The sequence below is a fragment of the Pseudomonas paraversuta genome, from assembly GCF_904067025.1.
Classification (GTDB): domain Bacteria; phylum Pseudomonadota; class Gammaproteobacteria; order Pseudomonadales; family Pseudomonadaceae; genus Aquipseudomonas; species Aquipseudomonas paraversuta.
Window position 1 is genome coordinate 346,300 of the sequence record NZ_CAJFDA010000001.1, and the last position, 26,560, is coordinate 372,859.

Consider the following 26,560-nt stretch of genomic DNA (forward strand, 5'->3'; position numbering starts at 1 on the left):
CAAAAGATGACAATAAACACAATTTTCAAAAGTAATGCTGCGGCCTGGGGTTTCTAGTCGAAACCGGCAATACCGGCAGCGCGTAATTCTTCACTCAAAGCCTGCACGTTCGGATCGCGAAAAAAAGAACTCAACTGCACCGCGCGACTGGCTCCAATGCCTGGTTGTGCCTGCCAGGCCAAGGTGTCACGTGCCGCCAGCGCTTGCCACGACTGGCCCAACGGCGCGTCTGCAGTCGGCGGCAGGCCAATGGCCCGCAGCCAGCGTTCGAACGGTTGTAACCGGGCTGCATGCAAACTGCCGAGCAAGCGGGCGGTGCTACGCTCGCCCAAGCCATCAATGTTAGCAAGCTGCGCGGCATCCAGGGTCAACCAATCGGTCAGGTTGTTGATTCGCCCTGCCTGAAGCAATGCATTCCAGGTTCCGGGGCCGACATGTTGCATGGCCAGACCTTTTTTACCGCTCAGCCAGCTCAAACGGGCCAAAAACTGGCCCTCGCAGCCTGGTGACAGCTGCCAGCAACTGAGGCCGTGGAAATTATCGGGATCGGGTGCCTGCACTTCAACCCTTTTACTGGTACGAAATACGACACGGTCCAGTCGCGGGATGGTCATGCCTGCCAGGCTGATGGCCACGTGATCCCCGGGGCGGATGTCCAGGGCCTGCCAGCGCTTGAAGGAACCGGCACTGATGCGTTTGATGGTGCGGTCGTCGAGGCGCACCGGGATCAATTCCAGCATCGGGGTTATGCGTCCGGTGCGGCCAATCTTGAAGGTCACCTTGCGAACTTCGCCCAGGGCTTGAGCGTGCGGGTATTTCCAGGCGGCAGCCCAGTTCGGCGGTTTTGCCTGCCAGCGTTCAGCCGCAGGGCGCCGGCTCTGGCGCAGCACCAGACCGTCGCTGGCGAACGGTAGCGGGTTGTTGTACCAGTGTTCGCGCCACTGCCGGGCCTGTTCGAAACTCTCTATCGGCTGGCTCAAGGCCTGGCTGTCGGCAAAACCCAGGGTGCTCAGTCGGGCGAGCCGCCCGTCCTGGGTGTCGGGGCCTTCAGGCCAGTCCCAGACAAACAGGCCGATACCTTGCCCTTGCTCGGCACTCAATTGATGACGCGCCATAAGACCGGCGACCGTGCTGCGGGCATTCACGCCGCCGGATATGGCCTGGATATGTCCGGGCAGCCGCCAGTACAGTTCGCCTTGCAGCACGATATCCACAGGTTGCAGCAATTGCTGGGGGATGGCGCTGATGGCCCGTGCCGCCCGGTTCCAGTTTTGCCCGGTTTGCCCGTCTCCCCGGCTGATCACCTGGTGCAGTTGCCCTTGTCGATACACCAGGGTGACGGCTACGCCATCGACCTTGGGCTGAACCCAGAGCTCCTGGCGCCCCTGGATCCACTGTTTGACGGCCTTCTCATCGGTCAGTTTCAGCAGACCGGTATGGGTCACGGGGTGAGGCACACTGCCGCCCGCGGTTTTTAGCGGGTTATCCACAACAGCAAATTTGAAACAGTGCTGCCAGCCTTCAAAGCGCGTGCGGGACTGGTCGTAAACCGCGTCGCTGACCTGTGAAATACCCAGGCGGTGATAGCTGTCGTCCCAGGTTTCCAGCTGTTGCTGCAGAGCCTGGTATCGAGCCCGGTCGGGGCAGGTGTCGGCCAGTGCGTTGAGTGCCAGTAGCGCGAGCCAGAACCTGCAGATAAATCGAAGTGAGGCGAGCATCATGAGCGTCCTTGCCCGGGGTGAATGCTTAAGCCTAGCGAAGGTATTTTGCGTCTCGCACCAGGAGCTTTGCCGGGTATTTCAAACGAACCGGCTCCCGCGTGCAGATAACAAAAAGCCCCGGACAGTCACCTGTCCGGGGCTTTTGGTGCAGCAGGTTCCGTTAGAACCCGGCAGCGCTGCGCAGCTCTTCAGCACGGTCGGTACGTTCCCACGTGAACGTGGTGAAGGTATCGTCACCGACAGTCTTGACCTGCGGTGTACGGCCGAAGTGGCCGTACGCAGCAGTTTCCTGGTACATCGGGTGCAGCAGGTCAAGCATGGTGGTGATGGCGTATGGACGCAGGTCGAACACCTCACGTACCAGCTTGATGATTTTGTCGTCGGAGATTTTGCCGGTGCCAAAGGTGTTCAACGAAATCGAAGTCGGTTGAGCGACGCCGATAGCGTAGGAAACCTGAATTTCGCAACGCTCGGCCAGGCCGGCTGCCACGATGTTCTTGGCCACGTAACGACCGGCATAGGCCGCCGAACGGTCAACCTTGGATGGATCCTTGCCCGAGAACGCGCCGCCGCCGTGACGGGCCATGCCGCCATAGGTGTCAACGATGATCTTGCGTCCGGTCAGGCCGCAGTCGCCCACCGGGCCACCGATGATGAACTGGCCGGTCGGGTTGATGTGGAACTGGGTGTCCTTGTGCAGCAGCTCGGCTGGCAGCACATGCTTGACGATCAGCTCCATCACGCCTTCGCGCAGATCTTTGTAGGAGACATCCGGGTTGTGCTGGGTCGACAGTACGATGGCGTCGATCGCCACAACTTTGCCGCCTTCGTAGCGGCAAGTGACCTGGGACTTGGCGTCCGGACGCAGCCACGGCAGCAGGCCGGATTTGCGGGCTTCAGCCTGACGCTGAACCAGCTGGTGGGAGAAAGTGATCGGCGCCGGCATCAGCACGTCAGTTTCGTTGCTGGCGTAGCCGAACATCAGGCCCTGGTCGCCGGCACCCTGATCTTCAGGCTTGGCACGGTCAACACCCTGGTTGATGTCGGGCGACTGCTTGCCGATGATGTTCATCACGCCGCAGGTCGCGCCGTCGAAGCCAACGTCGGAGCTGTTGTAGCCGATGTCGGTGATCACATCACGGACGAGCTGCTCCAGGTCAACCCAGGCCGAGGTGGTGACCTCGCCCGCGATGATTGCTACGCCGGTTTTCACCAGAGTTTCGCACGCCACACGGGCGAACTTGTCTTCAGCAATGATGGCGTCCAGCACCGCATCAGAAATCTGGTCGGCGATTTTGTCCGGATGCCCTTCAGACACGGACTCGGAGGTGAAAAGGGAGTATTCGCTCATCTCGACGGTTTCCTAATATTTACCGATGGTGAGTGTCGCCAGCCGGCCGCTGAAAGTGGCGGACCTGAATCTGGAAACCATTACGTAAGCCTACATAGAGGCTTTCCCCGGGAACGAGTCCCGCAGCGGTGGCCCAATGGGCCAGATCATCTTGTTCAAAACCCAGCCACAGATCACCGCAGGCTTCGCGGGCCCATGCCTGATTATGGCTGCACAACTCTGTTACCAGCAGGCTACCGCCAGGGCGCAACAAGTTGGCCAGTTGCCTGAATGCTTCGGCCGGTGCGGCGAAATGGTGCAAGACCATGTTCACAACGACACAATCGGCTTGGATCTGTGCATCCTGCAAAGCGTCAGCGAGGATCAGGCTGACGTTCTCCAGTGACTCGCGTTCACACAACTGGCGGGCCAGTTCAAGCATCGCCGGGCTGTTGTCCAGTGCCGTGACCTGGTGAAAGCGACGGGCCAGGTCAGGCAAGAAACTGCCATCTCCGGGGCCCACTTCCAGGGCCGTGGCCGCTGGGTTGAAGCTTAGTTTGTCGAGCAAGGCCAGGACGCTATCCCGGTACTGCGGCAAACCTGCGATCAAATCCTGTTGAGCGCGAAACTTTTCGGCGACCCGCGAGAAAAAGTCCTGACTGGCCGCAGCACGTTGCCCATGGACGGCACTGATACGTGCCTGTACATCGGTGGGCAGGGTCAGGTTGTCGACTTCTTCCAGCAGCGCTGCGTGCAACTTCCCGCCCGGCAGTTCGGTGTGGGGCAGGGCACGGCGATAAAAAATGGCATTGCCTTCGCGTCGGGTTGCCACCAGTTGCGCCTGTGACAGCACCTTGAGGTGGTGGCTCATGCCTGACTGGCCGGTGGCGAAAATATGGGTCAGCTCCAGCACGCCAAACGAATCATTGGCCAGCGCGCGCAACACATTCAGTCGCAGCGGATCGCCTCCGGCCTTGCACAGGGCCAAGAGCTCATCGCAATCGTCGTGGCGGATTGAAGGCGCGTGTAGGTTCATGGGGCCGCAGTCTAGTTACCCCGTTCGCGGCCCGCAAGTTCAATATCAAAACTTTTCGATATTGGGTGATGGATGGCGCGTTTGTCGGATGGGTTGTGTCTATTAACGAAACGAAATGTCCGATCCTTAACAGCTTGAACGGTTAAGCACAGGAAAAACGCCCCAAGTGACTATCTGTCATTGCCCCGAAGGCAGTGCCTGAGGGAAAATGCTCGCCTTTTTTGCGTTCCGTTTTATTTAAGTTCGTTTTTACCAAACCTAGGAGAACAGCGATGCCCAGCCGTCGTGAGCGTGCCAACGCCATTCGTGCACTCAGCATGGATGCCGTGCAAAAAGCCAACAGCGGCCATCCCGGTGCCCCTATGGGTATGGCGGATATCGCCGAAGTACTGTGGCGCGATTATCTGAAGCACAACCCGAGCAACCCTTCATTCGCTGACCGTGACCGCTTCGTGCTGTCCAACGGCCACGGTTCGATGCTGATTTACTCGTTGCTGCACCTGACCGGCTATGACCTGTCGATCGAAGACCTGAAAAACTTCCGTCAACTGCACAGCCGTACCCCGGGCCACCCGGAGCTGGGCTACACGCCGGGCGTTGAAACCACCACCGGTCCTCTGGGCCAGGGTTTCGCCAATGCCGTGGGTTTTGCTCTGGCAGAAAAAGTCATGGGCGCGCAGTTCAACCGTCCTGGCCATAACATTGTCGACCACCACACCTACGTATTCATGGGTGATGGCTGCATGATGGAAGGCATTTCCCACGAAGTTGGCTCGTTGGCCGGCACCCTGGGCCTGAGCAAACTGATCGCGTTCTACGATGACAACGGCATCTCCATCGATGGCGAAGTTGAAGGCTGGTTCACCGACGACACGCCAAAGCGTTTCGAAGCCTACAACTGGCAAGTGATCCGCAACGTTGACGGTCACGACCCGGAAGAAATCAAAACCGCGATCGAGACTGCACGCAAAAGCGACAAGCCAACGCTGATCTGCTGCAAAACCACCATCGGTTTCGGCTCGCCGAACAAACAGGGTAAAGAAGACTGCCACGGCGCTCCATTGGGCCTGGAAGAAATCGCTCTGACCCGCAAGGCGCTGAACTGGAACCACGGTCCTTTTGAAGTCCCGGCCGATATCTACGCCGAATGGGATGCCAAGAAAGCCGGTGCTGTTGCCGAGTCCGAGTGGGACAAGCGCTTCGCCGCCTACGCCGCCGAGTTCCCGGAGCTGGCTGCAGAACTGTCCCGTCGCCTGAGCGGCAAGCTGCCAGCTGACTTCGATGCCAAGGCTACTGCCTACATCAATGAAGTAGCTGCCAAAGGCGAAACCATCGCCAGCCGTAAAGCCAGCCAGAACGCCCTGAACGCCTTTGGCCCGCTGTTGCCGGAACTGCTGGGCGGCTCTGCTGACCTGGCCGGTTCCAACCTGACCCTGTGGAAAGGCTGCAAAGGTGTTTCGGCTGAAGACGCCAGCGGCAACTACATGTACTACGGCGTACGTGAGTTCGGCATGAGCGCCATCATGAACGGCATCGCCCTGCACGGCGGCCTGGTGCCTTACGGCGCTACCTTCCTGATGTTCATGGAATACGCCCGTAACGCCATCCGCATGTCGGCCCTGATGAAGCAGCGTGTGATCTATGTATTCACCCACGACTCCATCGGTCTGGGCGAAGACGGCCCGACGCACCAGCCGGTGGAGCAACTCACCAGCCTGCGTACCACGCCGAACCTGGACACCTGGCGTCCGGCCGACGCGGTGGAATCTGCCGCGGCCTGGAAATTCGCCCTGGAGCGCAACGACGGTCCGTCCGCGTTGATCTTCTCGCGTCAGAACCTTAACCATCAAACCCGTGATGCTGCACAAATCGCAGACATCAATCGTGGCGGTTACGTGCTCAAGGACTGTGCAGGCGAGCCTGAACTGATCCTGATCTCGGCCGGTTCCGAAGTGGGCCTGGCGGTTCAGGCTTACGAGAAGCTGACCGAACAGGGCCGCAAGGTGCGCGTGGTTTCGATGCCATGCACCAGCGTTTACGAAGCTCAAGACGCAGGCTACAAGCAGTCGGTTCTGCCGCTGCAGGTCAGCGCGCGGATTGCGATCGAAGCTTCCCATGCAGACTACTGGTACAAGTACGTGGGCCTGGAAGGCCGCGTTATCGGCATGACCACTTACGGCGAGTCGGCGCCTGCGCCTGCCTTGTTCGAAGAGTTCGGTTTCACCCTGGAAAACATCCTGGGTCAGGCTGAAGAGCTGCTGGAAGACTAAAAGCGCCAGATCGCGAGCAAGCTCGCGCCTGCAGGATGGTTATTCATTCTGCAGGCGCGGCCTTGCTCGCGATGGCATTAGCGTCACCCGACAATTCGAGAACCCCATGCCTCAACCGCGTCCTTACAAAGTTGCACTCAACGGCTACGGCCGGATTGGTCGTTGCGTCTTGCGTGCGTTGTTTGAGCGAGGGGCCGCTGCCGGGTTTGAAATTGTTGCACTCAATGACTTGGCCGATATGGCCAGCCTCGAATATTTGACGCGCTTCGACTCCACCCATGGCCGGTTCCCCGGCGAGATACGGATCGAAGGCGACTGCCTGCATATCAATGGCGACTGCGTGAAAGTGTTCCGCAGTGCCACCCCGGAAGGGATCGACTGGGCCGCGCTGGGCGTTGACCTGGTGCTGGAATGCTCCGGCGTCTACAACACCCGCGCCGACGCCCAGCGCTTTCTTGATGCCGGGGCTCCCCGCGTATTGTTTTCGCAACCGATGGCCAGCGACGCCGATGTCGACGCCACCATCGTGTACGGCGTCAACCAGCACACGCTGACCGGCGAAGAGCGTCTGGTGTCCAATGCCTCCTGCACCACCAACTGCGGCGTGCCGCTGTTGCGCTTGCTGGATCAGGCGTTTGGTCTGGAGTACGTGTCGATCACCACCATTCACTCGGCGATGAACGATCAGCCGGTGATTGATGCCTACCACCACGAAGACTTGCGTCGTACCCGTTCGGCGTTTCAGTCAGTGATTCCGGTCTCCACCGGCCTGGCCAAAGGCATCGAACGTTTATTGCCGGAACTTGCCGGCCGAATCCAGGCCAAAGCAGTTCGGGTGCCGACGTTAAACGTGTCGTGCCTGGACATTACCCTGGTCACGGCGCGCGACACCGACGCCGTGGAAGTCAACCGCGTGCTGCGCGAGGCTGCCACCAGCGGCCCGCTCAAAGGCTTGTTGGCCTATACCGAATTGCCCCACGCCAGTTGTGATTTCAACCATGATCCGCATTCGGCGATTGTTGATGCCAGTCAGACCCGGGTTTCCGGCCCACGGCTGGTGAACCTGCTGGCCTGGTTTGACAACGAATGGGGTTTTGCCAATCGAATGATCGATGTGGCAGAGCACTATTTGCACGTTACCCACCCCAACCCCGCTCTCTAACATTAGAAACTCAGGAACTGCGACCCATGACCGTGTTGAAGATGACCGACCTCGATCTGCAAGGTAAGCGCGTACTGATCCGCGAAGACCTCAACGTCCCGGTAAAGGACGGTGTAGTCACCAGCGATGCGCGCATCCTTGCTTCGCTGCCGACCATCAAGCTGGCGTTGGAAAAAGGCGCGGCTGTCATGGTCTGCTCGCACCTGGGACGTCCGACTGAAGGCGAGTTCTCGGCTGAAAACAGCCTCAAGCCTGTCGCCGAGTACCTGAGCAAAGCCCTTGGCCGCGACGTGCCGCTGGTCAGCGACTACCTCGATGGCGTCGACGTTGAGCCCGGCAACATCGTGCTGTTCGAAAACGTGCGCTTCAACAAGGGCGAAAAGAAAAACGCCGACGAGCTGGCCAAGCAATACGCCGCCCTGTGCGACGTATTTGTAATGGATGCGTTCGGTACTGCGCACCGTGCCGAAGGTTCGACCCACGGCGTAGCCAAGTTCGCCAAGGTTGCAGCGGCAGGCCCGTTGCTGGCGGCCGAGCTGGAAGCACTGGGCAAGGCCCTGGGCGCCCCGGCCAAGCCAATGGCGGCGATTGTTGCTGGCTCCAAGGTGTCGACCAAACTTGAAGTGCTCAACAGCCTGAGCCAGATCTGCGACCTGTTGATCGTGGGTGGCGGTATCGCCAACACCTTCCTTGCCGCGGCGGGTCACCCGGTGGGCAAATCGCTGTACGAGCCGGATCTGCTGGACACTGCCCGCGCCATTGCGGCCAAGGTCAACGTGCCTTTGCCGACTGATGTGGTGGTTGCCAAGGAATTCGCTGAGTCGGCTGTAGCGACCGTCAAACTGATCGCTGACGTGGCAGCAGACGACATGATCCTGGATATCGGTCCGCAAACGGCCGCGCACTTCGCAGAACTGCTGAAGTCGTCCAAAACCATTCTGTGGAACGGCCCGGTGGGCGTCTTCGAATTCGACCAGTTCGGCGAAGGCACCAAAACGCTGGCCAAAGCGATTGCCGAAAGTTCGGCATTTTCCATCGCTGGCGGCGGCGACACCCTGGCGGCCATCGACAAGTACGGTATTGCCGATCAGATTTCTTACATCTCCACCGGCGGCGGTGCATTTCTCGAGTTCGTTGAGGGCAAGGTATTGCCTGCCGTTGAAATCCTGGAAAGCCGCGCCAAAGCCTGAACATGACTCAGGCCCTGAAAGGAAGCATCGACATGGTCAAGTTGTTACCGCTGTTAATGATTGCGGGCTTTTTGGCCGGTTGTGCCGGTTCGAGCAAGCCGACGCCCGAGGCTGCAACCCCTGAAGAGAGTGGTTGCTACCAGGCAGAATGGCAGGCGCAGAGTGTGCCGCTGGTGAATAAACGCTCAGGGCCGGAGGCGCTGGAGAAATACGAGTCGCCCCAACCTTCAAAAGAGCACGGGTGCCCGTAAAGCGGGTGAGAGATATTGTGGCAGCTGGCCTGCCAGCGATGGCATCGAGGCGGTTTGCCTGACAGACCGTATTACCTGCATCGCTGGCAAGCCAGCTCCCACATTAAATAGCGAGTAGCTATAGCTGAAGCTGTAACGTTTCAGCTCAACAGAATTCGCATTTCAGGGGCGCGCCCCCGATCTGCAATAACTTGAATAGCAGCCGCCGCTACGGCAGGCTTGCACGATTAACGACCCTCGTCCGGGAGAGACACACACAATGGCACTTATCAGCATGCGCCAGATGTTGGACCACGCCGCCGAATTCGGCTACGGCGTTCCAGCCTTCAACGTCAACAACCTTGAGCAGATGCGCGCCATTATGGAAGCCGCTGACAAGACTGACTCCCCGGTGATCGTTCAGGCTTCGGCCGGTGCGCGTAAATACGCAGGTGCACCGTTTCTGCGTCACCTGATCCTGGCGGCAATCGAAGAATTCCCGCATATCCCGGTGTGCATGCACCAGGACCACGGCACCAGCCCTGACGTCTGCCAGCGCTCGATCCAGCTGGGCTTCAGCTCGGTGATGATGGACGGCTCGCTCGGCGAAGACGGCAAAACGCCGACCGACTACGACTACAACGTGCGTGTCACTCAGCAGACTGTTGCCCTGGCCCACGCCTGCGGCGTATCGGTTGAAGGCGAGCTGGGCTGCCTGGGTTCCCTGGAAACCGGCATGGCTGGCGAAGAAGACGGCATCGGCGCAGAAGGCGTTCTGGATCACAGCCAGATGCTGACCGACCCGGAAGAAGCGGCTGACTTCGTCAAGCGCACCCAAGTGGACGCCCTGGCTATCGCCATCGGTACTTCCCACGGCGCTTACAAGTTCACCAAGCCACCTACCGGTGACGTGCTGGCCATCGACCGGATCAAAGAGATCCACAAACGTATCCCCAACACTCACCTGGTGATGCACGGTTCGTCGTCTGTGCCACAAGAGTGGCTGGCGATCATCAATGAATTCGGCGGCGACATCAAAGAAACCTACGGTGTGCCGGTAGAAGAAATCGTTGAAGGCATCAAGCACGGCGTGCGCAAGGTCAACATCGACACCGACCTGCGTCTGGCATCCACTGGCGCCATGCGTCGCCTGATGGCCACCAACCCGAGCGAGTTCGACCCGCGCAAGTTCTTCGGCGCAACCGTGACCGCCATGCGTGACGTGTGTATCGCACGTTACGAAGCCTTCGGTACTGCCGGTAATGCCTCGAAGATCAAGCCGATCTCCCTCGAAGCCATGTACCAGCGCTACCTCAAAGGTGAGCTGAACGCCAAGGTCAACTAAGACCCCGGCGTTTAAAAAAAGCCCGCTGCGATTCGCAATGCGGGCTTTTTTGTGGGCGTCATCCGGGACGCTGTAATTGCTCCGGGTCGACGCCGTTGCCCTGGAGCAGTGCATCCACCAGCGAACGGGCCATTTCCACCGAGTGCACCAGCGACCACACCAACCCGCGCTCGATGCCACTGGCCATTTCAGTGATCTCGTCCGAGACCTCTTCTGCGCTCTTGAGCATCACTGAGACATGCACCAGGGCTTCCAGTGCAGGGATGTCGGGCAACACTGCAAAGGGAGAGCGGGGGCTGATTTTCCGGGGCCGGGTAGGTTCAAGCTCATCGAGCAGGGCCGGCGCAGCGCGCAGGCGGTCGAGAAGGCGCCGGGTTGCTTCATCGTATTGATGATCATCGCGCTTGATACGTTTGGGCTTGGAAGCTTTCATGGGTTTTCCACGCAGGCCATCATTCGAGCCAAGACTGAGGCGACTCAAGAAGATAGCCCCGTGACTTTCAGCGCAGCAAGTGGCACTCGAGGCGAAATTACATTCTAGGAAACGTCCTACGTTTTTCAGAGTAAGTTCTGACTTTGCGGCCCGGATGTCAGAGCTTGTTGTGGTCAATATCCAGTTTGCTGAACGCTCAGGTTCCAGGTTGCCAAATCAATCATGACTAGCCATTTAAAATGGCCACTTACAGCGATAAAACCGCAGTGCAGGCTCTAAACCGGGACCTGGAAGGGAAGTCTTTATAAAGCCTGACGGGTGGCCAGTTGAAGTGATGGCACTGCTTAATCCTGAATTCGCTACACTGGCGCACCTTTACGTTGTACGTTGGCGCCCCATGACTGTCCTCAAATACCTCCAGGCTTATCCCCAGACCTTGCAAGATCAGGTGCGTCACCTGATTGAGCGCGATCAGCTGGGCAGTTACCTGAGCGAGCGTTATCCACAACGTCACGCGGTGCAAAGCGACAAGGCCTTGTATGCCTATGCGCTGGAACTGAAGCAGGAACACCTGCGCAATGCGCCGTCCTTCGACAAGGTGCTGTTTGATAACAAGCTGGATCTGACCCACCGTGCGCTGGGTTTGCACACCACCATTTCGCGGGTGCAGGGCGGCAAGCTCAAGGCCAAGAAAGAGCTGCGCGTAGCTTCGTTGTTCAAGGAGGCGGCGCCAGAGTTTTTGAAAATGATCGTGGTCCATGAGCTGGCACACCTCAAGGAGTCAGATCACAACAAGGCGTTTTACAAGCTGTGTGAATACATGCAGCCGGGTTACCACCAGCTGGAATTTGACCTGCGGGTGTATCTCACGTGGCGTGACATGCAGGCTGGTCGATGACAACCTGCAGGCGCCTGCAGAAGTAGTCGCCAAGTACAGATATCAGGAGTTCTGAATGGAAGTCAGCAAAACCAAAAGCAGCTTTTACCGGCGCCTGTATGTGGCCTGGTTGATCGACAGCCAGACCGCCAGCAGTGTTCCAGCTCTGACCGAGGTCACCGGTATGCCGCGCCGTACCGCCCAGGACACCATCGCCGCGCTGGCCGATCTGGACATCGTCTGCGAATTCGAGCAGCAGGATGGTGCCCGCAATCATGCCGGCCGCTATCAGATTCACAGCTGGGGCCCGGTCGACAAGGCCTGGATCGGCCAGCATCTGGCGCAGATCAAGCAGGTACTCGGTTATCCCTGAGGTGTTTGATTACGGCGCATGCCGATATGCGGGATGTCATCTTCAAGATAGATTTCGCCCTCGGCGCTAAACCCGTGTTGCTCATAGAACGGCTGCAAATGAGCCTGGGCTGACATGAACACGGGTTGCCCGGGCCAGTAGTCATCGATATTTTCCAGTGCTTGAGCCAGCAGCTCGTGCCCCAGCTTTTGCCCGCGGCCCGCCGGGGCAATGATCACCCGGCCAATGACCACATCACCGCCCTGGGAATCAGGATCGAGCAGCCGGGCGTATGCCACCAGCTGGTTGTTCTGCCAGCCCATCAGGTGCAGGGTATCGCCACTGAGGTCTTGTCCATCGACGTCCTGATAGGCGCATTTTTGCTCGACGACAAATACCTCCGAACGCAGCTCCAGTATGGCGTAGAGCTGCTCCTTGCCCAGATCGGTGTGGTGTTTGCAGAGCCAGTCAGTGGTCACGGTCCAGTCCTTGTGCGAGAAAACGATCAGCGGATAGTAGGCCCGAAGCCCGGTGGCGCCAAGCGCTAAGGCGCTTTGATCAAATGCGCGGCCAGGGTCCGCAATGGCCCCAGCTGACGGCAAATCAGCGCCAGCTGGGTTTGCACCAGGCGCTGGCTTTCGTCGAGCTCATCCGGCATCTGTTCCAGCTCATTGGCCAGCGCTTCTTCTTCGTCACTCTGCACCGCCACGGCCTGTTTGGTGGTCAGGCCTTGAGCGATCAGGTCGATGCTGTCAGCGATCCTGCGCCCGGCGCCTTCGATCAAGTGCTCGCGAATGTCGCTGGGCAACCGGGTGTCGCGGTGCGCGCCCAGGCCCGACAAATAGCTGAGCAGGGTGTGTGAAAGCACCAAAAAGCGGAAGCCCATATCGGCATCCTTTCGGAAGTGCCCCGGCTCCATCAGCATGTTGGCCAGTGTGGTCGACAGGGCAGCATCGGCGTTGTGGGCGTTGCGCCGCGCCAGACGATACGCCAGGTCGTCACTTTTGCCCTGGGCGTACTGGTGCATGATTTGCCGCAGGTACTGACTGTTGCAACTCAAGGTATTGGCCAGCACCTGATTCAGGCGTCGGCCCTGCCAGTCAGGCAAGAACAGGAACACCGCTGCGGCAGCAATCACGCTGCCCACCAGGGTATCGAACAGTCTTGGCAGAAACAGCCCGTAACCGTCGCCCACCTGATTGAAGCAAAACAGAATCATCAGGGTGATGGCGGCAGTGCTCAAGGTGTAGCGGGTAGTGCGGTTGATAAAGAACACCACCCCGGCCACCACCGCGAACATCGATTGCACCAGCGGGTTGGGGAACAGGTCGAACAGCGCCCAGCCCACGGCCAGGCCGATGGCCGTACCTATGATCCGCTGGCTGAACTTGCGGCGTGTCGCGCCGTAACTCGGCTGGCACACAAACAGCGTGGTGAGGATGATCCAGTAACCCTGGCTGGGGTGAATCCAGTGCACCATCGCAAAGCCGATGGACAACGCCAACGGCAGACGCAGGGCGTGGCGGAAAATCAGCGAAGTGGGGGTGAGGTGCTGGCGCAAGCGCGACCACACATCCTTGAGGTTGCGCGGCGAACGATCCAGCAGGCTGCTGTCGGTGGCATCGGCAAGGCTGTCAGGGTTGCTGGCATCGCTCAGCAGGCGGTCCAGCGTACCGAGGTTGGCGGCCAGCGCCCGCAGTGAACGCAACAGCCCGCGCCAGGCAGGGTTGCTCTGGATGCGCAGATGCTCCAGGGAGGCGTGCAGATCGCCCAGGGCCTCGGCAAAGCTGTCGTCATAGACGAATGGCTGGCGCAGCTTGATCGACTCTGACAAGCGCTGGCAGGCCACGCCTTGCTGGCGCAACAGACGCTGGCAGCGGAACATCACATCGCTGTGAAAGAACGCCTCGGCCAGTGCGTTGTACGGGTAATGGGAGGAGCTGGCGCGCTCGTGGATGTCCTGCGCGAGGAAGTACAACTTGAGGTAGCGGCTGAGCTTGGACCCCGGCCTGGAGTTGCCGACCCGGTGCAAAATGATTTCCTTGGCGCTGTTCAGGGCGGCCACCACCTTGCCGTTCTGGCGTGCCAGTTCCAGCCGGCCGGCCTCGACATCCAGCTTGCGCACGGGCTCGAACAGCGAGGACTTGATCTTCAGATACAGGCCCAGCTCCCAGAACAGCCGCGCCAGGCTTTGCTGTACCGGCTGGTGGGAAAACAGGGCCTGCCACAGTACCGACAGCAGCCCGTACCAGGCCGCGCCCGCCACCAGCAGCAAGGGCTCGTGCCAGAAATTGAGCACTTCCCCGCCGCGCTGATCGACCCCGATCATGGTGTACACGGCCAGAATCAGCGTGGCTGAGGCAATCGCCCCGTAGCGCTCGCCCAGCGCCCCGAGCATGGTCAGGCCGAAGCTGGCCAGCGCCAGTGCGCAGACCATCAACCAAGGGTAGGGGAAAAGTAATTCGACACTGAAGGCCGAGGCACTGAAACACACCAGGGTCACCAGCAACGCGTTCAGTCGGCCTTGCCAGCTGTCATCGGTCTCGGACAGGGCGCTGGCGATAATCCCCAGGAACAGCGGGATCAGCAGTGACATCTCGTCCTGATACCAGCAAAAAGCCATGCTGCCGGTCAGGGCGATAAATACGCGAACGCTGTAACTGAACTTGTCCCGTGCCCACAAACGGCGCAGGGACTGACTGAAGGAGGTCGATGACATGGAGGTGGCGGTGCCTGGCTCGTATTTCGCTAAATTGAGCCAGATAAGACGACAGCGCAATGACACTCTTCACATCGGACACAAAATATTTTTTGACTCAGACTCTGTAGCCGCAGCCTTCGACAGCGGCCACAGGGTGACGTCGTCAGACGAACTGCGCCGCGGCGTACCCCGAAGCCCACGCCCACTGGAAGTTGAAACCGCCCAGATGGCCGCTCACATCCAGCACTTCACCGACAAAGTACAAGCCGGGGCTCTTCAGCGACTCCATGGTCTTGGATGACACTTCACGGGTATCGACCCCGCCCAGTGTCACTTCCGCGGTGCGATAGCCCTCGGTGCCGGCCGGTACCACTTTCCAGCACGCCAGCCTGTCAGCCACTTCCGCCAGCTCGCCCGGGGTGTATTGCTTCATGGGCTTGGACACAAACCAGTGCTCGGCCAGCAGGTTGGCCATCTTCTTGGTGAAAATCTCACCGAGCAGAGTCTTCAGTTCGCTGTTCGGACGTTCGGCCTGCTGGGTGTGCAGCCAGCTCAGCGCGTCGAGGTCGGGCAGCAGGTTGATTTCAACCGTATCGCCGGAGTTCCAGAACGACGAAATCTGCAAGATCGCCGGTCCGCTCAAACCGCGGTGGGTGAACAGGATATTTTCCCTGAAGCTCTGATCGTTGCAGCTCACCAGGCAGTCCACCGAGGTCCCGGAGAGCTCGGTGCAAATCTCTTTGAGCTGATCGGTGATGGTGAAGGGCACCAGACCTGCGCGGGTCGGCAGCAAGGTGTGACCAAACTGCCTGGCCACTTGATAGCCGAAACCGGTGGCGCCGAGGGTCGGAATCGACAGGCCGCCGGTGGCGATCACCAGCGACTGACAGTTCAACTGATCCAGGGTGGTGTTGAGGCTGTAGCCGGTTTCGGTTTTTTCGATCTGCTCCACCGAGGTGTCCAGGTGCAGGCTGACGCCGGCCTGTTGGCACTCGCTCAGGAGCATTTCGAGGATGTCGCTGGATTTGTTATCGCAAAACAGCTGGCCGAGTTTCTTCTCGTGGTAGGGCACGCCGTGCTTGCTGACCAGTTCGATGAAATCCCATTGGGTGTAACGCGCCAGCGCCGACTTGCAGAAGTGCGGGTTCTGCGACAGGAAATTGTTCGGTTCGGTGTACATATTGGTGAAGTTGCAGCGGCCACCGCCCGACATCAGGATCTTCTTGCCCGCCTTGTTGGCGTGGTCAATCAGCATCACCTTGCGCCCACGCCCGGCAGCGCTCAGCGCGCACATCAAACCTGCGGCGCCAGCGCCAATAATCACAACGTCGGTAGAGCGCAAAGCGGTGTCCTCACAAAAATTCTCTGTTTAAAAGCACTGTGGGAGCTGGCTTGCCAGCGATGCAGGCAACCCGGTCCGAGGTGCTGACATCGCCGGCAAGCCAGCTCCCACAATGAGTGTGTCGTTTGGGTTTACAAAACCCGGACGCGCAGTACGCGGCCTTTGATTTTGCCTTCGCTCAGGCGCTGGGCCGCTTGCTTGGCAATAGTGCGGTCAACGGCCACGTAGGCCTGGAAGTCAAAGATCGCGATCTTGCCGACCTGGGCGCCGGGGATGCCCGCGTCGCCAGTCAGGGCGCCAAGGATGTCGCCCGGGCGAACCTTGTCTTTACGGCCTGCACCAATCACCAGAGTGCTCATGGCCGGCAGCAATGGCGCACCGCCCTGGGATTTCAGGGTGTCCAGGGTTTCCCAGTTCAGCGGGGCTTTCTGCAGTTGCTCGATGGCCTGGGCGCGGTGCGCTTCGGACGGAGCAACCAGGCTGATCGCCACCCCTTTTTCGCCCGCACGACCGGTACGGCCGACACGGTGAATGTGGATTTCCGAATCGCGGGCCAGTTCGACGTTGAGCACCATGTCCAGTGCATCGATGTCCAGACCACGGGCGGCAACGTCTGTGGCTACCAGTACCGAAGTCGAACGGTTGGCGAACATCGCCAGTACCTGGTCACGGTCGCGCTGTTCCAGGTCGCCGTGCAGGCCGACGGCGGAAATGCCCTTGGAGGTCAGGTGATCAACGGTTTCCTGAACCTGCTGCTTGGTGAAGCAGAAAGCCACGCACGATTGCGGACGGAAATGCGCGAGCACTTTGGTCACGGCGTCCATGCGTTCTTCAGGCGAGATTTCGTAGAAACGTTGCTCGATCTGGCTGTCAGTGTGCAAGGCCTCAGCTTTTACCTGCTGCGGGTTGCGCATGAACTTGGACGACAGTTGCTTGATACCGACCGGGTAGGTGGCCGAGAACAACAGGGTCTGACGGCGTTCCGGAGTCTGGCGGATGATGTCTTCGATGGCATCGTAGAAGCCCATGTCGAGCATGCGGTCAGCTTCGTCGAGTACCAGAGTGTTGAGGCCGTCGAGTTTCAGCGAGCCTTTGCGCAAGTGCTGCTGGATGCGCCCCGGGGTGCCGACGATGATGTGCGCGCCGTGCTCCAGCGAACCGATCTGCGGGCCGAAGGACACGCCGCCACACAGGGTCAGCACCTTGATGTTGTCTTCGGCGCGAGCCAGACGGCGGATCTCTTTGGCAACCTGGTCAGCGAGTTCGCGGGTCGGGCAGATCACAAGGGCCTGGCAACCGAAGAAACGCGGGTTGATCGGGTTCAGCAGGCCGATGCCGAAGGCGGCAGTTTTGCCGCTGCCGGTCTTCGCCTGGGCGATCAGGTCCATGCCTTTGAGGATCACCGGCAAGCTCTGCGCCTGGATCGGCGTCATCTGGGCATAACCGAGGGAGTCGAGGTTAGCCAGCATGGCGGCGGACAGAGGCAGAGAGTTAAAAGCGGTGGCAATGGTGGTCACGAGACTGGCCTGCAAAACAAAATGTCGCGCAGTGTAACAGCCCTATGCCCTTAGCCTGAACATTCTGGACGAGTTGTCATCTGAACCCTGACAACTCTGTAGGAGCGAGCTGTTAAAAAAGCTCGCTCCTACAGGTGTTGCGTTCTTAATGCTCCAGGTCGTGCTCCGAGTTGGCCTTGGGCTTGCGCCCGTCCTTGGGTGACAGCTGCAGGAAGATCGCGGCCGCCAGCATTGCCATGATGCCCACTGTCAGGAAGGTCAGCTGGAATGCTCCAAGTACCGTATCCACCCCCTCATCGCCGCCATCGCCGGTAAAACCGCCGAGCAGGGCCCCGGCGCACGCCACACCCAGGCTCAAGGACAGCTGCGCGACCACCGACAGCAAACTGTTGCCGCTGCTGGCGCTGGCGTCGTCGAGGTCGATCAGGGTCACAGTGTTCATGGCCGTGAATTGCAGCGAGTTGATCGCGCCCAGAACGGCCAGCATCCCCAGCAGCAGCGGGTACGGCGTGTGCTCGGTGACCAGGCCCATGCTGGCCAGCATCAGGCCCAGGGCAAAGGTATTGGTCGTGAGCACGGTGCGATAGCCCACGCGCTCGATCAGCGGCCGGGCCACCCACTTGGCCAGCATTGCGGCGGCCGCCAGTGGCAGCATGCTCATCCCGGCCTGGGACGGCGAATAGCCCAGGGCGACCTGCAGCAGCAGCGGCACCAGAAACGGCAAGGCGCCGCTGCCGAGCCGGGCAAACAGGTTGCCCAATATACCCACGGCAAAGGTCCTGGTTTTAAACAGCACCGGCGAGAACAGCGGGTTGCTGATATTGCCTGCCCGCAGCCAATAGGCCGCCAGGCACGCCAGCCCCGCGAACAGCAGCAACATCACCCGCAGGTGCGGCATGTGCAATTCGCCCAGGCCTTCCATGGCAATGGTGATAAACACCATCGCGGCGCCAAACAGCACAAAGCCCAGGGTATCGAAGCGCGTACGCTCGCTGCCGCGAAGGTCCGGGATGAAGTGCCAGACCGCCCAGCAGCCGAGCATTCCGACGGGCAGGTTGATCAGGAAAATCCAGTGCCAGCTCAGGTACTGCACCATCCAGCCGCCCATGGTCGGCCCGATCAGGGGGCCGAGCAAACCGGGGATGGTGATAAAGCCCATGATCCGCACCAGCTCCGAACGCGGATAAGCCTTGAGCACCACCAGTCGCCCGATGGGCAGCATCAAGGCACCGCCCAGGCCCTGGACGATACGTGCGCCGATCAGCTCGTTGAGCGTGCCGGACAGCGCGCACAGCAACGAACCGAAACTGAACAGGAGGATGGCGCTGAAGAAGATCTTTTTGGTGCCGAAGCGGTCGGCGATCCAGCCTGATGCCGGGATCAGCAGTGCAACGGTAAGCATGTAGGCGACGATCACGCCCTGCATGCGCAGCGGGTTTTCTTTCAGGTCGCTGGCCATGTCGGGCAGTGCGGTATTGAGGATGGTGCCGTCGAGCGACTGCATGAAAAACGCGATGGCCACTACCCAGGGCAACCAGCGAAGGACTTCAGGACTTAGAACCGGACGTACGGGCATAGGACCTCTTTTTATGAACAGTCGAGAACCCGCTGCGGGGCCGGTTGGCCCCACTCTGTGGGAGCCGGCTTGCCGGCGATGGTCAGGAAAGCCCGGTTGCACCAATCGCCGGCAAGCCGGTTCCCACATTGGGCAGGGGGGTTAAAGCGTCAATGTCAGTTTTTTTACCAGTGCCCCCGGCAACAGGTTTGACGCGGTCTGGCGCTGGTCATAGGTGCTGGCCGACAACAGCAGCTCGCGCTCTACGGTCAGTGCTTCAAGTTGTGAACCCAGCAGACTATAGACGCTGTCATCAAAGCGCATGGTGTTGACCGGTGCCTTGATTTCGCCGTTTTCCACCCAGAACGTGGCGAAGCGCGTCATGCCGGTCAGGCGTGCCGCCGACTGGTCGGAGTAGTTCAGGTACCACAGGTTGCTGATGTATAGCCCGGTACCCAACTGCTTGAGGATATCGGCCTGTTCCAGGCTGCCCGCTGCCATCGCCAGTGCGCTTGGCCCTTCACCCCAGGGCGCGCCGTTGACCTCGAGGCCGTACTCGGCAGCACTGCGCGAGCCCACCAGTTGCTGGTTGGCCTTGCCGTGCCTGACCAGCGACAGGTCCTGGCGCGGATAACCCTCAGCGGAAAACGCCGGGCTCAGGGACTGGCTGACCTGTTCGTGCAGCGACACCAGCGGACTCAGCTGCGCATCGCCGGCGTAGAGTTTTTGCAGCGGGCTGTACTTGCTGGCCAGGGCCTGGGCCGAAAACCCACCCCAGCTCAACATGCTCATCACTTCTTCCAGTGCCGCCGGAGCCAGATAAGCACGGTATTCGCCGGGTGCCAGGGCATGCAACGGGCGATCCAGATAGGCCAGCTGTTCGCGGGCCGATTGCATGCGCCGGGCAAAGCCCTCGCTGTCCCAGTCGGCCCCGGCGTAGCTGGCTTTGACTGCCTGGCCGTTGCTGTGGAACAGGCTCCAGTCAAAATTGAAACTGTTGGCCTGATGCCAGCCCAGTGCGCCTTCGGAGCTGGCGTAGCCATAGCTGATCGGGCCGCTGGCATAAAAGCCCACCAAATCGATGCCCTCGGCGGCGCGGCGGATTTCCTCCAGCCCCCGGGCGGTGTCCGGCAACGGCTGGTCCTGCACATTGTGGCTTTGCCACGGCTCGGGGTTGAGCAGCAGCCAGGGATCAACCGGTAGCAGGGGCAGGGTGTCGCGCAATTGTTGCAGTGCTTCGGACAAGCGCTGCTGATCGACCGCCAGTTCACCGGCGAGGGTGATGCTGACGTCAGCGTGACGCCCGTTGTCGATCAGCTTCAGGCTCAGGCTCGCCTGCTGCACCAGCCCCGCCTGGCGTACCTTGCCCTTGTTGAAACGAATAAATTCCGAGGCTTCGGCGTTGTAGTCCAGGGTGAATTGCTCGGGACTGCGCAGCGCATCGCGCAGCCACTGCACCAGTGCCTTGAACTGCCCGGCCTGACTCATTGGGGTACTCATCAGGCATCACCTCCAAACACGTCGATATTACTGAACACGCAGGCCGGGGATGCATGGCCCACCCGGATCACCTGATTGGGTTCGCCTTTGCCGCAGTTGGGGGTACCCAGCACCTTGAACGTGCTGGCGTCGCCCACGGCGCTCAGATTGCGCCAGAACTGCTCGGAGATACCGCGGTAGTTGGGGTTCTTGACCACGCCCTTGAGTTCACCGTTTTCGATCAACTGGCCCCATTCGCAGCCGAACTGGAATTTGTTGCGCGCATCGTCAATCGACCATGAGCGGTTGGTGGCCATCAGGATTCCGTTTTCGATATTGCCAATCAGTTGCGCCATCGACTGGTCGCCGGGTTCGATATTGAGGTTGGCCATACGGTCTATCGGTGGACGATTCCAGCTGCAGGCGCGGCTGTTGGCTACGCCGTCGAGACCTGCGCGAAATTGCGACAGCGCTCCGCCCAAAGGCCGCAGCAGCAAACCTTCACGGATCAGGAACTCCTTGTGCGCCGGGGTACCGTCGTCGTCAAAGCTGTAGCTGGCCAACTGCTCGGCAATGGTCGGGTCGAAGGTCACGTTGAGCAGCCTGGAGCCGTATTGCAGGTTGCCGAAGTCACCGGCCTTGACGAAGCTGGTGCCCGCGTAATTGCGCTCGTCGCCCAGAATGCGGTCAAGCTCCAGCGGGTGGCCGATGGACTCGTGAATCTGCAGAATCATCTGGTCGGGCAGCAACAGCAGATCGCGCTGGCCCTGGGGCGTGTTGGGCGCAAGCAGCAACTGCAGGGCTTGCTCGGCGACCTGGGGCGCGGCGCCGATCAAGCCGCAGCGGCCAATCACATCCACGCCGCCTTGCTGGCCAAAGTTTTCCCGGCCCAGGCTGCGGGTCTGGCTGTCATTGCCGTCATAGGCGGTGACGCTCATGCCCGGAAACACGAAGCGCTGGGCCCGGCGCAACTCGGCGCCGGCGCTGTTGAGATAAATCTGCTCGACGTGGTTGAGTCCCAGGGACACGTCCCAGCTCACCAGTCGCGGGTCTTTGGGCACGGCTGCCGACTCGGCGCCCAGCAGCTCAAAGCACTGGCTGAGGGACGGGAATGTCTGGTCCAGATCGGGCGAGTAATAGTCGGCGCATTCCCGGGATACCGGTTCCAGGGTCAGGTCGAGCAACGCGTGGGGCGTGATCAGGCGGGCCTGGGCCTCGGCACGATCCAGGGCGGCCTGCAAACCGGCCTGTGACAGGTCGTTGGTGGCGGCATAGGCTTCAACGCCCTTGACCCGCACGGTCAGCATCGCGCCCTGGTCGTGACTGAAGGCAGGAGGTTCTGCAACGTTCTTGCGTACCGACAGGTGTTGCCCGGACTCGCGCACATAACGCAACGAAAAGAACTCGGCCCGGGTGCGCAACGCGGCAAAGCGCTGCTTGAGCTGAGGGTAGAAATCGAACATGCACAGACCTCCGAACATCGGAAAGTGTATCGAAGCTTGGGTTTGGGAACTGAAGCGAGGCACTAGAGTAGGCCTGCGTTGAGGCCGGGACAAGCGGGGAGGGATGAAACTGCAGCGGTTGCGGCAGCGGGCTTGCCCGTGATGCGCACGACCCGGTACTTCAGGCAAATCGAGGTGATGCTATAGCGGGCAAGCCCGCTCCCACAGCAGCAGGAACGGGCTCAATCGCAATCGCGGTTACTGCGCGGTACGGCTCACATCACGCAGCGGCTTGCCGCGTACCGGTGCATCGCCTGCAACGTAGTAGCTGGCTGTGCTGCGCGGCAGTGGCGCACGACCACGGATCTTGTCGGCGATTTTCTCGGCGATCATGATCGTTGGTGCGTTGAGGTTACCGGTGGTGATCAGCGGCATGATCGACGCATCGACTACCCGTAGACCCTGCATGCCATGCACCCGGCCTTCGCCGTCCACTACGGCCATTTCGTCGGTACCCATCTTGCACGAGCAGGAAGGGTGGAACGCCGTTTCCGCGTGTTCACGGATAAAGGTGTCCAGCTCTTCGTCAGTCTGCTTGTCGATACCCGGGCTGATTTCACGGCCACGGTACGCGTCCAGAGCCGGTTGCTGCATGATTTCCCGGGTCAGGCGGATGCCGTCACGGAATTCCTGCCAGTCCTGCTCGGCCGCCATGTAGTTGAACAGGATGCTCGGGTACTCGCGCGGGTCCTTGGACTTGACGTTGATCCGGCCCCGGCTCGGCGAACGCATGGAACCCATGTGTGCCTGGAAACCGTGCTCTTTCACACCGTTGCTGCCGTTGTAGTTAATCGCAACCGGCAGGAAGTGGTACTGGATGTTCGGCCATTCGAACTCTTCGCGGGTACGGATAAAACCGCCTGCTTCGAACTGGTTGCTGGCGCCGATGCCTTTGCCCAGGAACAACCACTCGGCACCGATGGCCGGCTGGTTGTACCACAGCAAGGACGGGTACAGCGAAACCGGCTGGGTGCATGCGTATTGCAGATACAGTTCCAGGTGGTCCTGCAGGTTCTGGCCGACGCCCGGCAGGTCGTGAACCACCGGGATATCGAGGCTGTTGAGCAGTTCGGCCGGGCCGACGCCGGAGCGTTGCAGCACGGTTGGCGAACCGATCGCGCCGCTGCACAGCAGCACTTCTTTACGGGCCTTGGCCAGAATGCGGGTGTCGCTGTCGCCGACCATGTAGGAAACGCCAACCGCACGCTTGCCTTCAAACTCGATCTTGTCGGTCAGGGCGTGGGTGACGATGGTCAGGGTAGAACGCTGCTTGGCGGTGTCCAGGTAACCGCGAGCGGTACTGGCACGACGACCGTTTGGCGTGACGGTACGGTCCATCGGGCCGAAACCTTCCTGCTGGTAGCCGTTCAGGTCTTCGGTACGCGGGTAGCCTGCCTGTACGCCGGCTTCAACCATTGCGTGGAACAACACGTTGTTCCCCGCTTTTGGCGTAGTCACGCTGACCGGGCCATCACCGCCGTGGTAATCGTTGGCGCCGATGTCGCGGGTTTCCGCTTTACGGAAGTACGGCAGGCAGTTCAGGTAATCCCAGTCTTCGAGGCCTGGCAGTTTTGCCCAGCCGTCGTAGTCCATCGCGTTGCCACGGATGTAGCACATGCCGTTGATCAGGGAAGAACCGCCCAGACCTTTGCCACGGCCACATTCCATGCGGCGGTTGTCCATGTGGGGTTCCGGATCGGTTTCAAAGGCCCAGTTGTAGCGACGGCCTTGCAGCGGAAACGCCAGAGCCGCGGGCATCTGGGTCCGGAAATCTAAACGGTAGTCCGGGCCGCCTGCTTCGAGCAGCAGCACGGTGACGCCTTCGTCTTCAGTCAGACGGGTCGCCAGGGTGTTACCGGCAGAGCCGGCACCAATGATGATGTAATCGAATTCTTGGGACATAAAATGCACCCTCTTTGAAGTTGGTCAGGTCATGGCGAGCGCTTCGCCCCCCATCGCCGGCAAACCGGGCTCCCACAAGGTGCGTGGGAGCTGGCGTGCCGGCGCTGGGGGCGCTGGCTTAGAACACCGAAACGTAATCGCCCAACTCAACCTGTACCGATTTGATCTGGGTGTACTGCGCCAGGGAGCTGATACCGTTTTCGCGGCCAATACCCGACTGCTTGTAGCCGCCTACCGGCATTTTTGCGTCGGACTCGCCCCAGGCATTGATCCAGCAAATGCCCGCTTCCAGCTGATGAATCACGCGGTGGGCGCGGTTCAGGTCTTTGGTCACGACACCGGCAGCCAGGCCGAACTCGGTATCGTTGGCGCGACGGATCACTTCTTCTTCGGTGTCGTAGGTGAGGATGCTCATCACCGGGCCAAAGATTTCTTCTTTGACGATGGTCATCTCATCGGTGCAGTCGGTGAACACGGTCGGTGCCACGAATGCGCCCTTGGCCAGGTCACCCTGGGTCAGACGTTCGCCGCCGCACAGGAGGCGGGCGCCTTCTTCCTTGCCCTTGGCAATGTAGCCCAGCACGCTTTCCATATGAGCAAAGCTGACCAGCGGACCGAAGTTGGTGTTTTCGTCTTCCGGGTTGCCGATACGAATACGGGCAACGCGCTCCAGAATCTTGGCTTCGAACGCTGCTTTCAGTGCGGTCGGTACGAACACGCGGGTGCCGTTGGTGCACACCTGGCCCGAGCTGTAGAAGTTGGCCATCATCGCGGTGTCAGCCGCGCGATCCAGGTCGGCGTCGTCAAAAATGATCAGCGGCGACTTGCCGCCCAGTTCCATGGTCACTTCTTTGAGCGAAGAGCTGGTGGCGCTGGAGGTAACTTTCTTGCCGGTGTCGGTGCCGCCGGTGAACGAGATTTTCTCGATGCGCGGGTGCTCGGTCAGCCAGGTGCCGACTTCGCGGCCGCTGCCGGTCAGTACGTTGAACACGCCGTCCGGTACGCCGGCAGCGGTGTAGATCTCGGCCAGTTTCAAGGTGGTCAGGGAAGTGACTTCACTTGGCTTGAAGATCATCGCGTTACCGGCGGCCAGTGCCGGTGCGGATTTCCACAAAGCGATCTGGATCGGGTAGTTCCATGCGCCGATGCCGGCCACAACGCCCAGCGGCTCGCGACGGGTGTAAACGAACGAAGTGTCGCGCAGCGGGATCTGCTCGCCCTGAATGGCGGGCACCAGGCCTGCGTAGTATTCCAGTACGTCGGCACCGGTCACGATGTCCACGTAACGGGTTTCGGAGTACGACTTGCCGGTGTCCAGGGTTTCCAGGGCAGCCAGTTCATCGTTGCGCTCGCGCAGGATGTCCACGGCCCGGCGCAGGATGCGCGAACGCTCCACGGCAGTCATGGCAGCCCAGATTTTCTGGCCTTTTTCGGCGCTGACAACAGCGCGCTCAACGTCTTCTTTAGTCGCACGTTGCACTTGCGCAAGGACTTCGCCGTTAGCCGGGTTGATGGCATCGAAGGTTGCATCGCTGCTGGCGTCGGTGTAGCCGCCGTCGATGTAGAGTTTTTGCAGTTCGAAACGGGCCATAAAATCCTCGCAAGTGCATAAGTGGTTGGCGTTCATCGTGAACCTGGATGCCATCTAACTGGGGCAACTCAGATTCACGACAGTTCAGGGGTTAAGCATTGATTGAGGCCTAACTCACCTTTTTCGCCAGTTGTAGATCCATGTATTCGTAGCAGATGCGTTGTGCCTGTTCGGTGTCGAAAGCGTCTCCCGACAGGGCACCCCGCAACCATAGACCATCGATGAGAGCTGCCAGGCCCCGTGCTGCATTGCGGGCTTGGGCCTGCGGCAAAACCCGGCGGAACTGGCAGCACAGATTGGAGTACAAGCGGTGATCGTTGATCCGCTGCAATCTGTGCAAAGACGGTTGGTGCATGCTGGCGGCCCAAAAGGCCAGCCAGGTTTTCATTGCCGGGCCACTGACCTGGCTGGCGTCAAAGTTGCCTTCAACGATTACCTGCAGGTGAGCCCTGGGGCTGTCATCGCTCAGCGCCTGGCGGCGGGCGGTGACGTTGTCGATCAAGACGTTCATCAAGTACCGCATGGTGGCGGCAATCAGACCGTTCTTGTCGCGAAAGTAGTGACTGATGATGCCATTCGACACACCGGCCAAACGGGCAATCAGCGCAATGCTGGCATCGGCCATCCCGACCTGATCGACTGCCGTTAACGTGGCTTCGATCAACTGCTGGCGGCGTATGGGTTGCATCCCGACCTTTGGCATCTTGCAAATCTCCTTGGGCCTGCGAGCAGTGCAAATCGATCACTGAGCGAAGACCAGTCTATTTTGTTTTGATTGAACGTTCAATCAACAAAGAATAAGCTCTGCGACAAATCGTCGCGATTTATGCCGTTTGCCTGGGCATCAATGGCGCAAAACGACACAGCAAACATCGCTGGAACCCCGGTTTTGTGTAGGAGCGAGCTTGCTCGCGAGCCCTGTAACGCGATTAAAAAGCTCGCGAGCAAGCTCGCTCCTACAGAAACAGCAGGGTCCGGGCGGGTCCGGTTTTTTTAGCGGTGTCTTTATATCACTCGACCGTTGG

The 26,560-nt window shown here is 60.1% G+C and carries 21 protein-coding genes; 7 read left to right on the forward strand and 14 right to left on the reverse strand.

The annotated features are described in order from the left end of the window. Positions 1-53 precede the first annotated feature (53 nt). The 3 genes from ligB to JQ848_RS01670 all read right to left on the reverse strand — a co-directional run bounded on the left by ligB (position 54) and on the right by JQ848_RS01670 (position 4,087). Complete coding sequence (gene ligB, locus JQ848_RS01660; RefSeq protein ID WP_202210212.1) at positions 54-1,718, reverse strand: NAD-dependent DNA ligase LigB; 1,665 nt, start codon at positions 1,716-1,718, stop codon at positions 54-56. A 163-nt stretch (positions 1,719-1,881) separates the two neighbouring features. Continuing rightward, on the reverse strand, positions 1,882-3,072 hold the full coding sequence (metK, locus tag JQ848_RS01665) for a methionine adenosyltransferase (RefSeq protein WP_202210213.1): 1,191 nt from the start codon (positions 3,070-3,072) through the stop codon (positions 1,882-1,884). Between the two features lie 19 nt (positions 3,073-3,091). Next, positions 3,092-4,087, reverse strand: coding sequence for an ArsR/SmtB family transcription factor (locus JQ848_RS01670; protein ID WP_004419611.1), 996 nt, complete (start codon positions 4,085-4,087; stop codon positions 3,092-3,094). Positions 4,088-4,359: 272 nt separating this feature from the next. On the opposite strand from JQ848_RS01670, the gene tkt reads away from it, so the two are divergent. From tkt to fba, 5 genes are all read left to right on the forward strand, one after another. Further along, entirely contained in the window at positions 4,360-6,357 is a 1,998-nt protein-coding gene (tkt, locus tag JQ848_RS01675) for a transketolase (RefSeq protein ID WP_010656696.1), read from the forward strand. 106 nt (positions 6,358-6,463) lie between these two features. Beyond that, entirely contained in the window at positions 6,464-7,519 is a 1,056-nt protein-coding gene (gene epd / locus JQ848_RS01680; protein ID WP_010656695.1) for an erythrose-4-phosphate dehydrogenase, read from the forward strand. Positions 7,520-7,545: 26 nt separating this feature from the next. Further along, positions 7,546-8,709 carry a phosphoglycerate kinase gene (locus JQ848_RS01685; protein WP_004419608.1) on the forward strand — a complete coding sequence of 388 codons (1,164 nt, stop codon included), beginning with the start codon at positions 7,546-7,548 and terminating at the stop codon, positions 8,707-8,709. Positions 8,710-8,741: 32 nt separating this feature from the next. Then, positions 8,742-8,960 (forward strand): hypothetical protein, encoded by a 219-nt coding sequence (locus JQ848_RS01690; RefSeq protein WP_004419607.1) that lies wholly within the window; start codon positions 8,742-8,744, stop codon positions 8,958-8,960. A gap of 259 nt (positions 8,961-9,219) precedes the next feature. Beyond that, positions 9,220-10,284 carry a class II fructose-bisphosphate aldolase gene (gene fba, locus JQ848_RS01695; RefSeq protein ID WP_004419605.1) on the forward strand — a complete coding sequence of 355 codons (1,065 nt, stop codon included), beginning with the start codon at positions 9,220-9,222 and terminating at the stop codon, positions 10,282-10,284. Between the two features lie 58 nt (positions 10,285-10,342). On the opposite strand, the gene JQ848_RS01700 is transcribed toward fba, so the two are convergent. Next, positions 10,343-10,717, reverse strand: a complete 375-nt coding sequence (locus JQ848_RS01700) for a hypothetical protein (protein WP_127196521.1) — start codon at positions 10,715-10,717, stop codon at positions 10,343-10,345. Between the two features lie 397 nt (positions 10,718-11,114). On the opposite strand from JQ848_RS01700, the gene JQ848_RS01705 reads away from it, so the two are divergent. Then, positions 11,115-11,615, forward strand: coding sequence for a M48 family metallopeptidase (locus JQ848_RS01705; RefSeq protein ID WP_004419601.1), 501 nt, complete (start codon positions 11,115-11,117; stop codon positions 11,613-11,615). Between the two features lie 55 nt (positions 11,616-11,670). After that, positions 11,671-11,967, forward strand: coding sequence for a winged helix-turn-helix domain-containing protein (locus tag JQ848_RS01710; RefSeq protein WP_004419599.1), 297 nt, complete (start codon positions 11,671-11,673; stop codon positions 11,965-11,967). On the opposite strand, the gene JQ848_RS01715 is transcribed toward JQ848_RS01710, so the two are convergent. The 10 genes from JQ848_RS01715 to betI form a co-directional block, all read right to left on the reverse strand. Continuing rightward, positions 11,958-12,425: a GNAT family N-acetyltransferase gene (locus tag JQ848_RS01715; RefSeq protein ID WP_004419598.1), complete on the reverse strand. Its 468-nt coding sequence runs from the start codon at positions 12,423-12,425 to the stop codon at positions 11,958-11,960. The two genes, JQ848_RS01710 and JQ848_RS01715, sit on opposite strands and share 10 nt — an antisense overlap. A gap of 65 nt (positions 12,426-12,490) precedes the next feature. Next, the gene (gene yccS, locus JQ848_RS01720; protein ID WP_004419597.1) at positions 12,491-14,665 is read right to left on the reverse strand and encodes a YccS family putative transporter; all 2,175 of its coding nucleotides are present in this window, start codon (positions 14,663-14,665) and stop codon (positions 12,491-12,493) included. Between the two features lie 145 nt (positions 14,666-14,810). Continuing rightward, entirely contained in the window at positions 14,811-15,989 is a 1,179-nt protein-coding gene (locus JQ848_RS01725; RefSeq protein ID WP_010656692.1) for a BaiN/RdsA family NAD(P)/FAD-dependent oxidoreductase, read from the reverse strand. Positions 15,990-16,120: 131 nt separating this feature from the next. Further along, the gene (dbpA, locus tag JQ848_RS01730) at positions 16,121-17,458 is read right to left on the reverse strand and encodes an ATP-dependent RNA helicase DbpA (protein WP_232286864.1); all 1,338 of its coding nucleotides are present in this window, start codon (positions 17,456-17,458) and stop codon (positions 16,121-16,123) included. A gap of 193 nt (positions 17,459-17,651) precedes the next feature. Continuing rightward, positions 17,652-19,082 (reverse strand): multidrug transporter subunit MdtD, encoded by a 1,431-nt coding sequence (mdtD, locus tag JQ848_RS01735; protein ID WP_004419591.1) that lies wholly within the window; start codon positions 19,080-19,082, stop codon positions 17,652-17,654. A 141-nt stretch (positions 19,083-19,223) separates the two neighbouring features. After that, positions 19,224-20,561 (reverse strand): TldD/PmbA family protein, encoded by a 1,338-nt coding sequence (locus JQ848_RS01740; RefSeq protein ID WP_202210214.1) that lies wholly within the window; start codon positions 20,559-20,561, stop codon positions 19,224-19,226. Continuing rightward, a complete protein-coding gene (locus JQ848_RS01745) occupies positions 20,561-22,003 on the reverse strand; it encodes a TldD/PmbA family protein (RefSeq protein WP_202210215.1) in 1,443 nt (480 codons plus the stop codon). Before JQ848_RS01745 ends, JQ848_RS01740 begins: the two co-directional genes overlap by 1 nt. Positions 22,004-22,240: 237 nt before the next feature. Beyond that, positions 22,241-23,944 (reverse strand): choline dehydrogenase, encoded by a 1,704-nt coding sequence (gene betA / locus JQ848_RS01750; protein ID WP_004419586.1) that lies wholly within the window; start codon positions 23,942-23,944, stop codon positions 22,241-22,243. 118 nt (positions 23,945-24,062) lie between these two features. Further along, positions 24,063-25,535, reverse strand: a complete 1,473-nt coding sequence (gene betB / locus JQ848_RS01755; RefSeq protein ID WP_004419584.1) for a betaine-aldehyde dehydrogenase — start codon at positions 25,533-25,535, stop codon at positions 24,063-24,065. Between the two features lie 109 nt (positions 25,536-25,644). Continuing rightward, entirely contained in the window at positions 25,645-26,238 is a 594-nt protein-coding gene (betI, locus tag JQ848_RS01760; protein WP_004419582.1) for a transcriptional regulator BetI, read from the reverse strand. Positions 26,239-26,560: the final 322 nt, after the last annotated feature.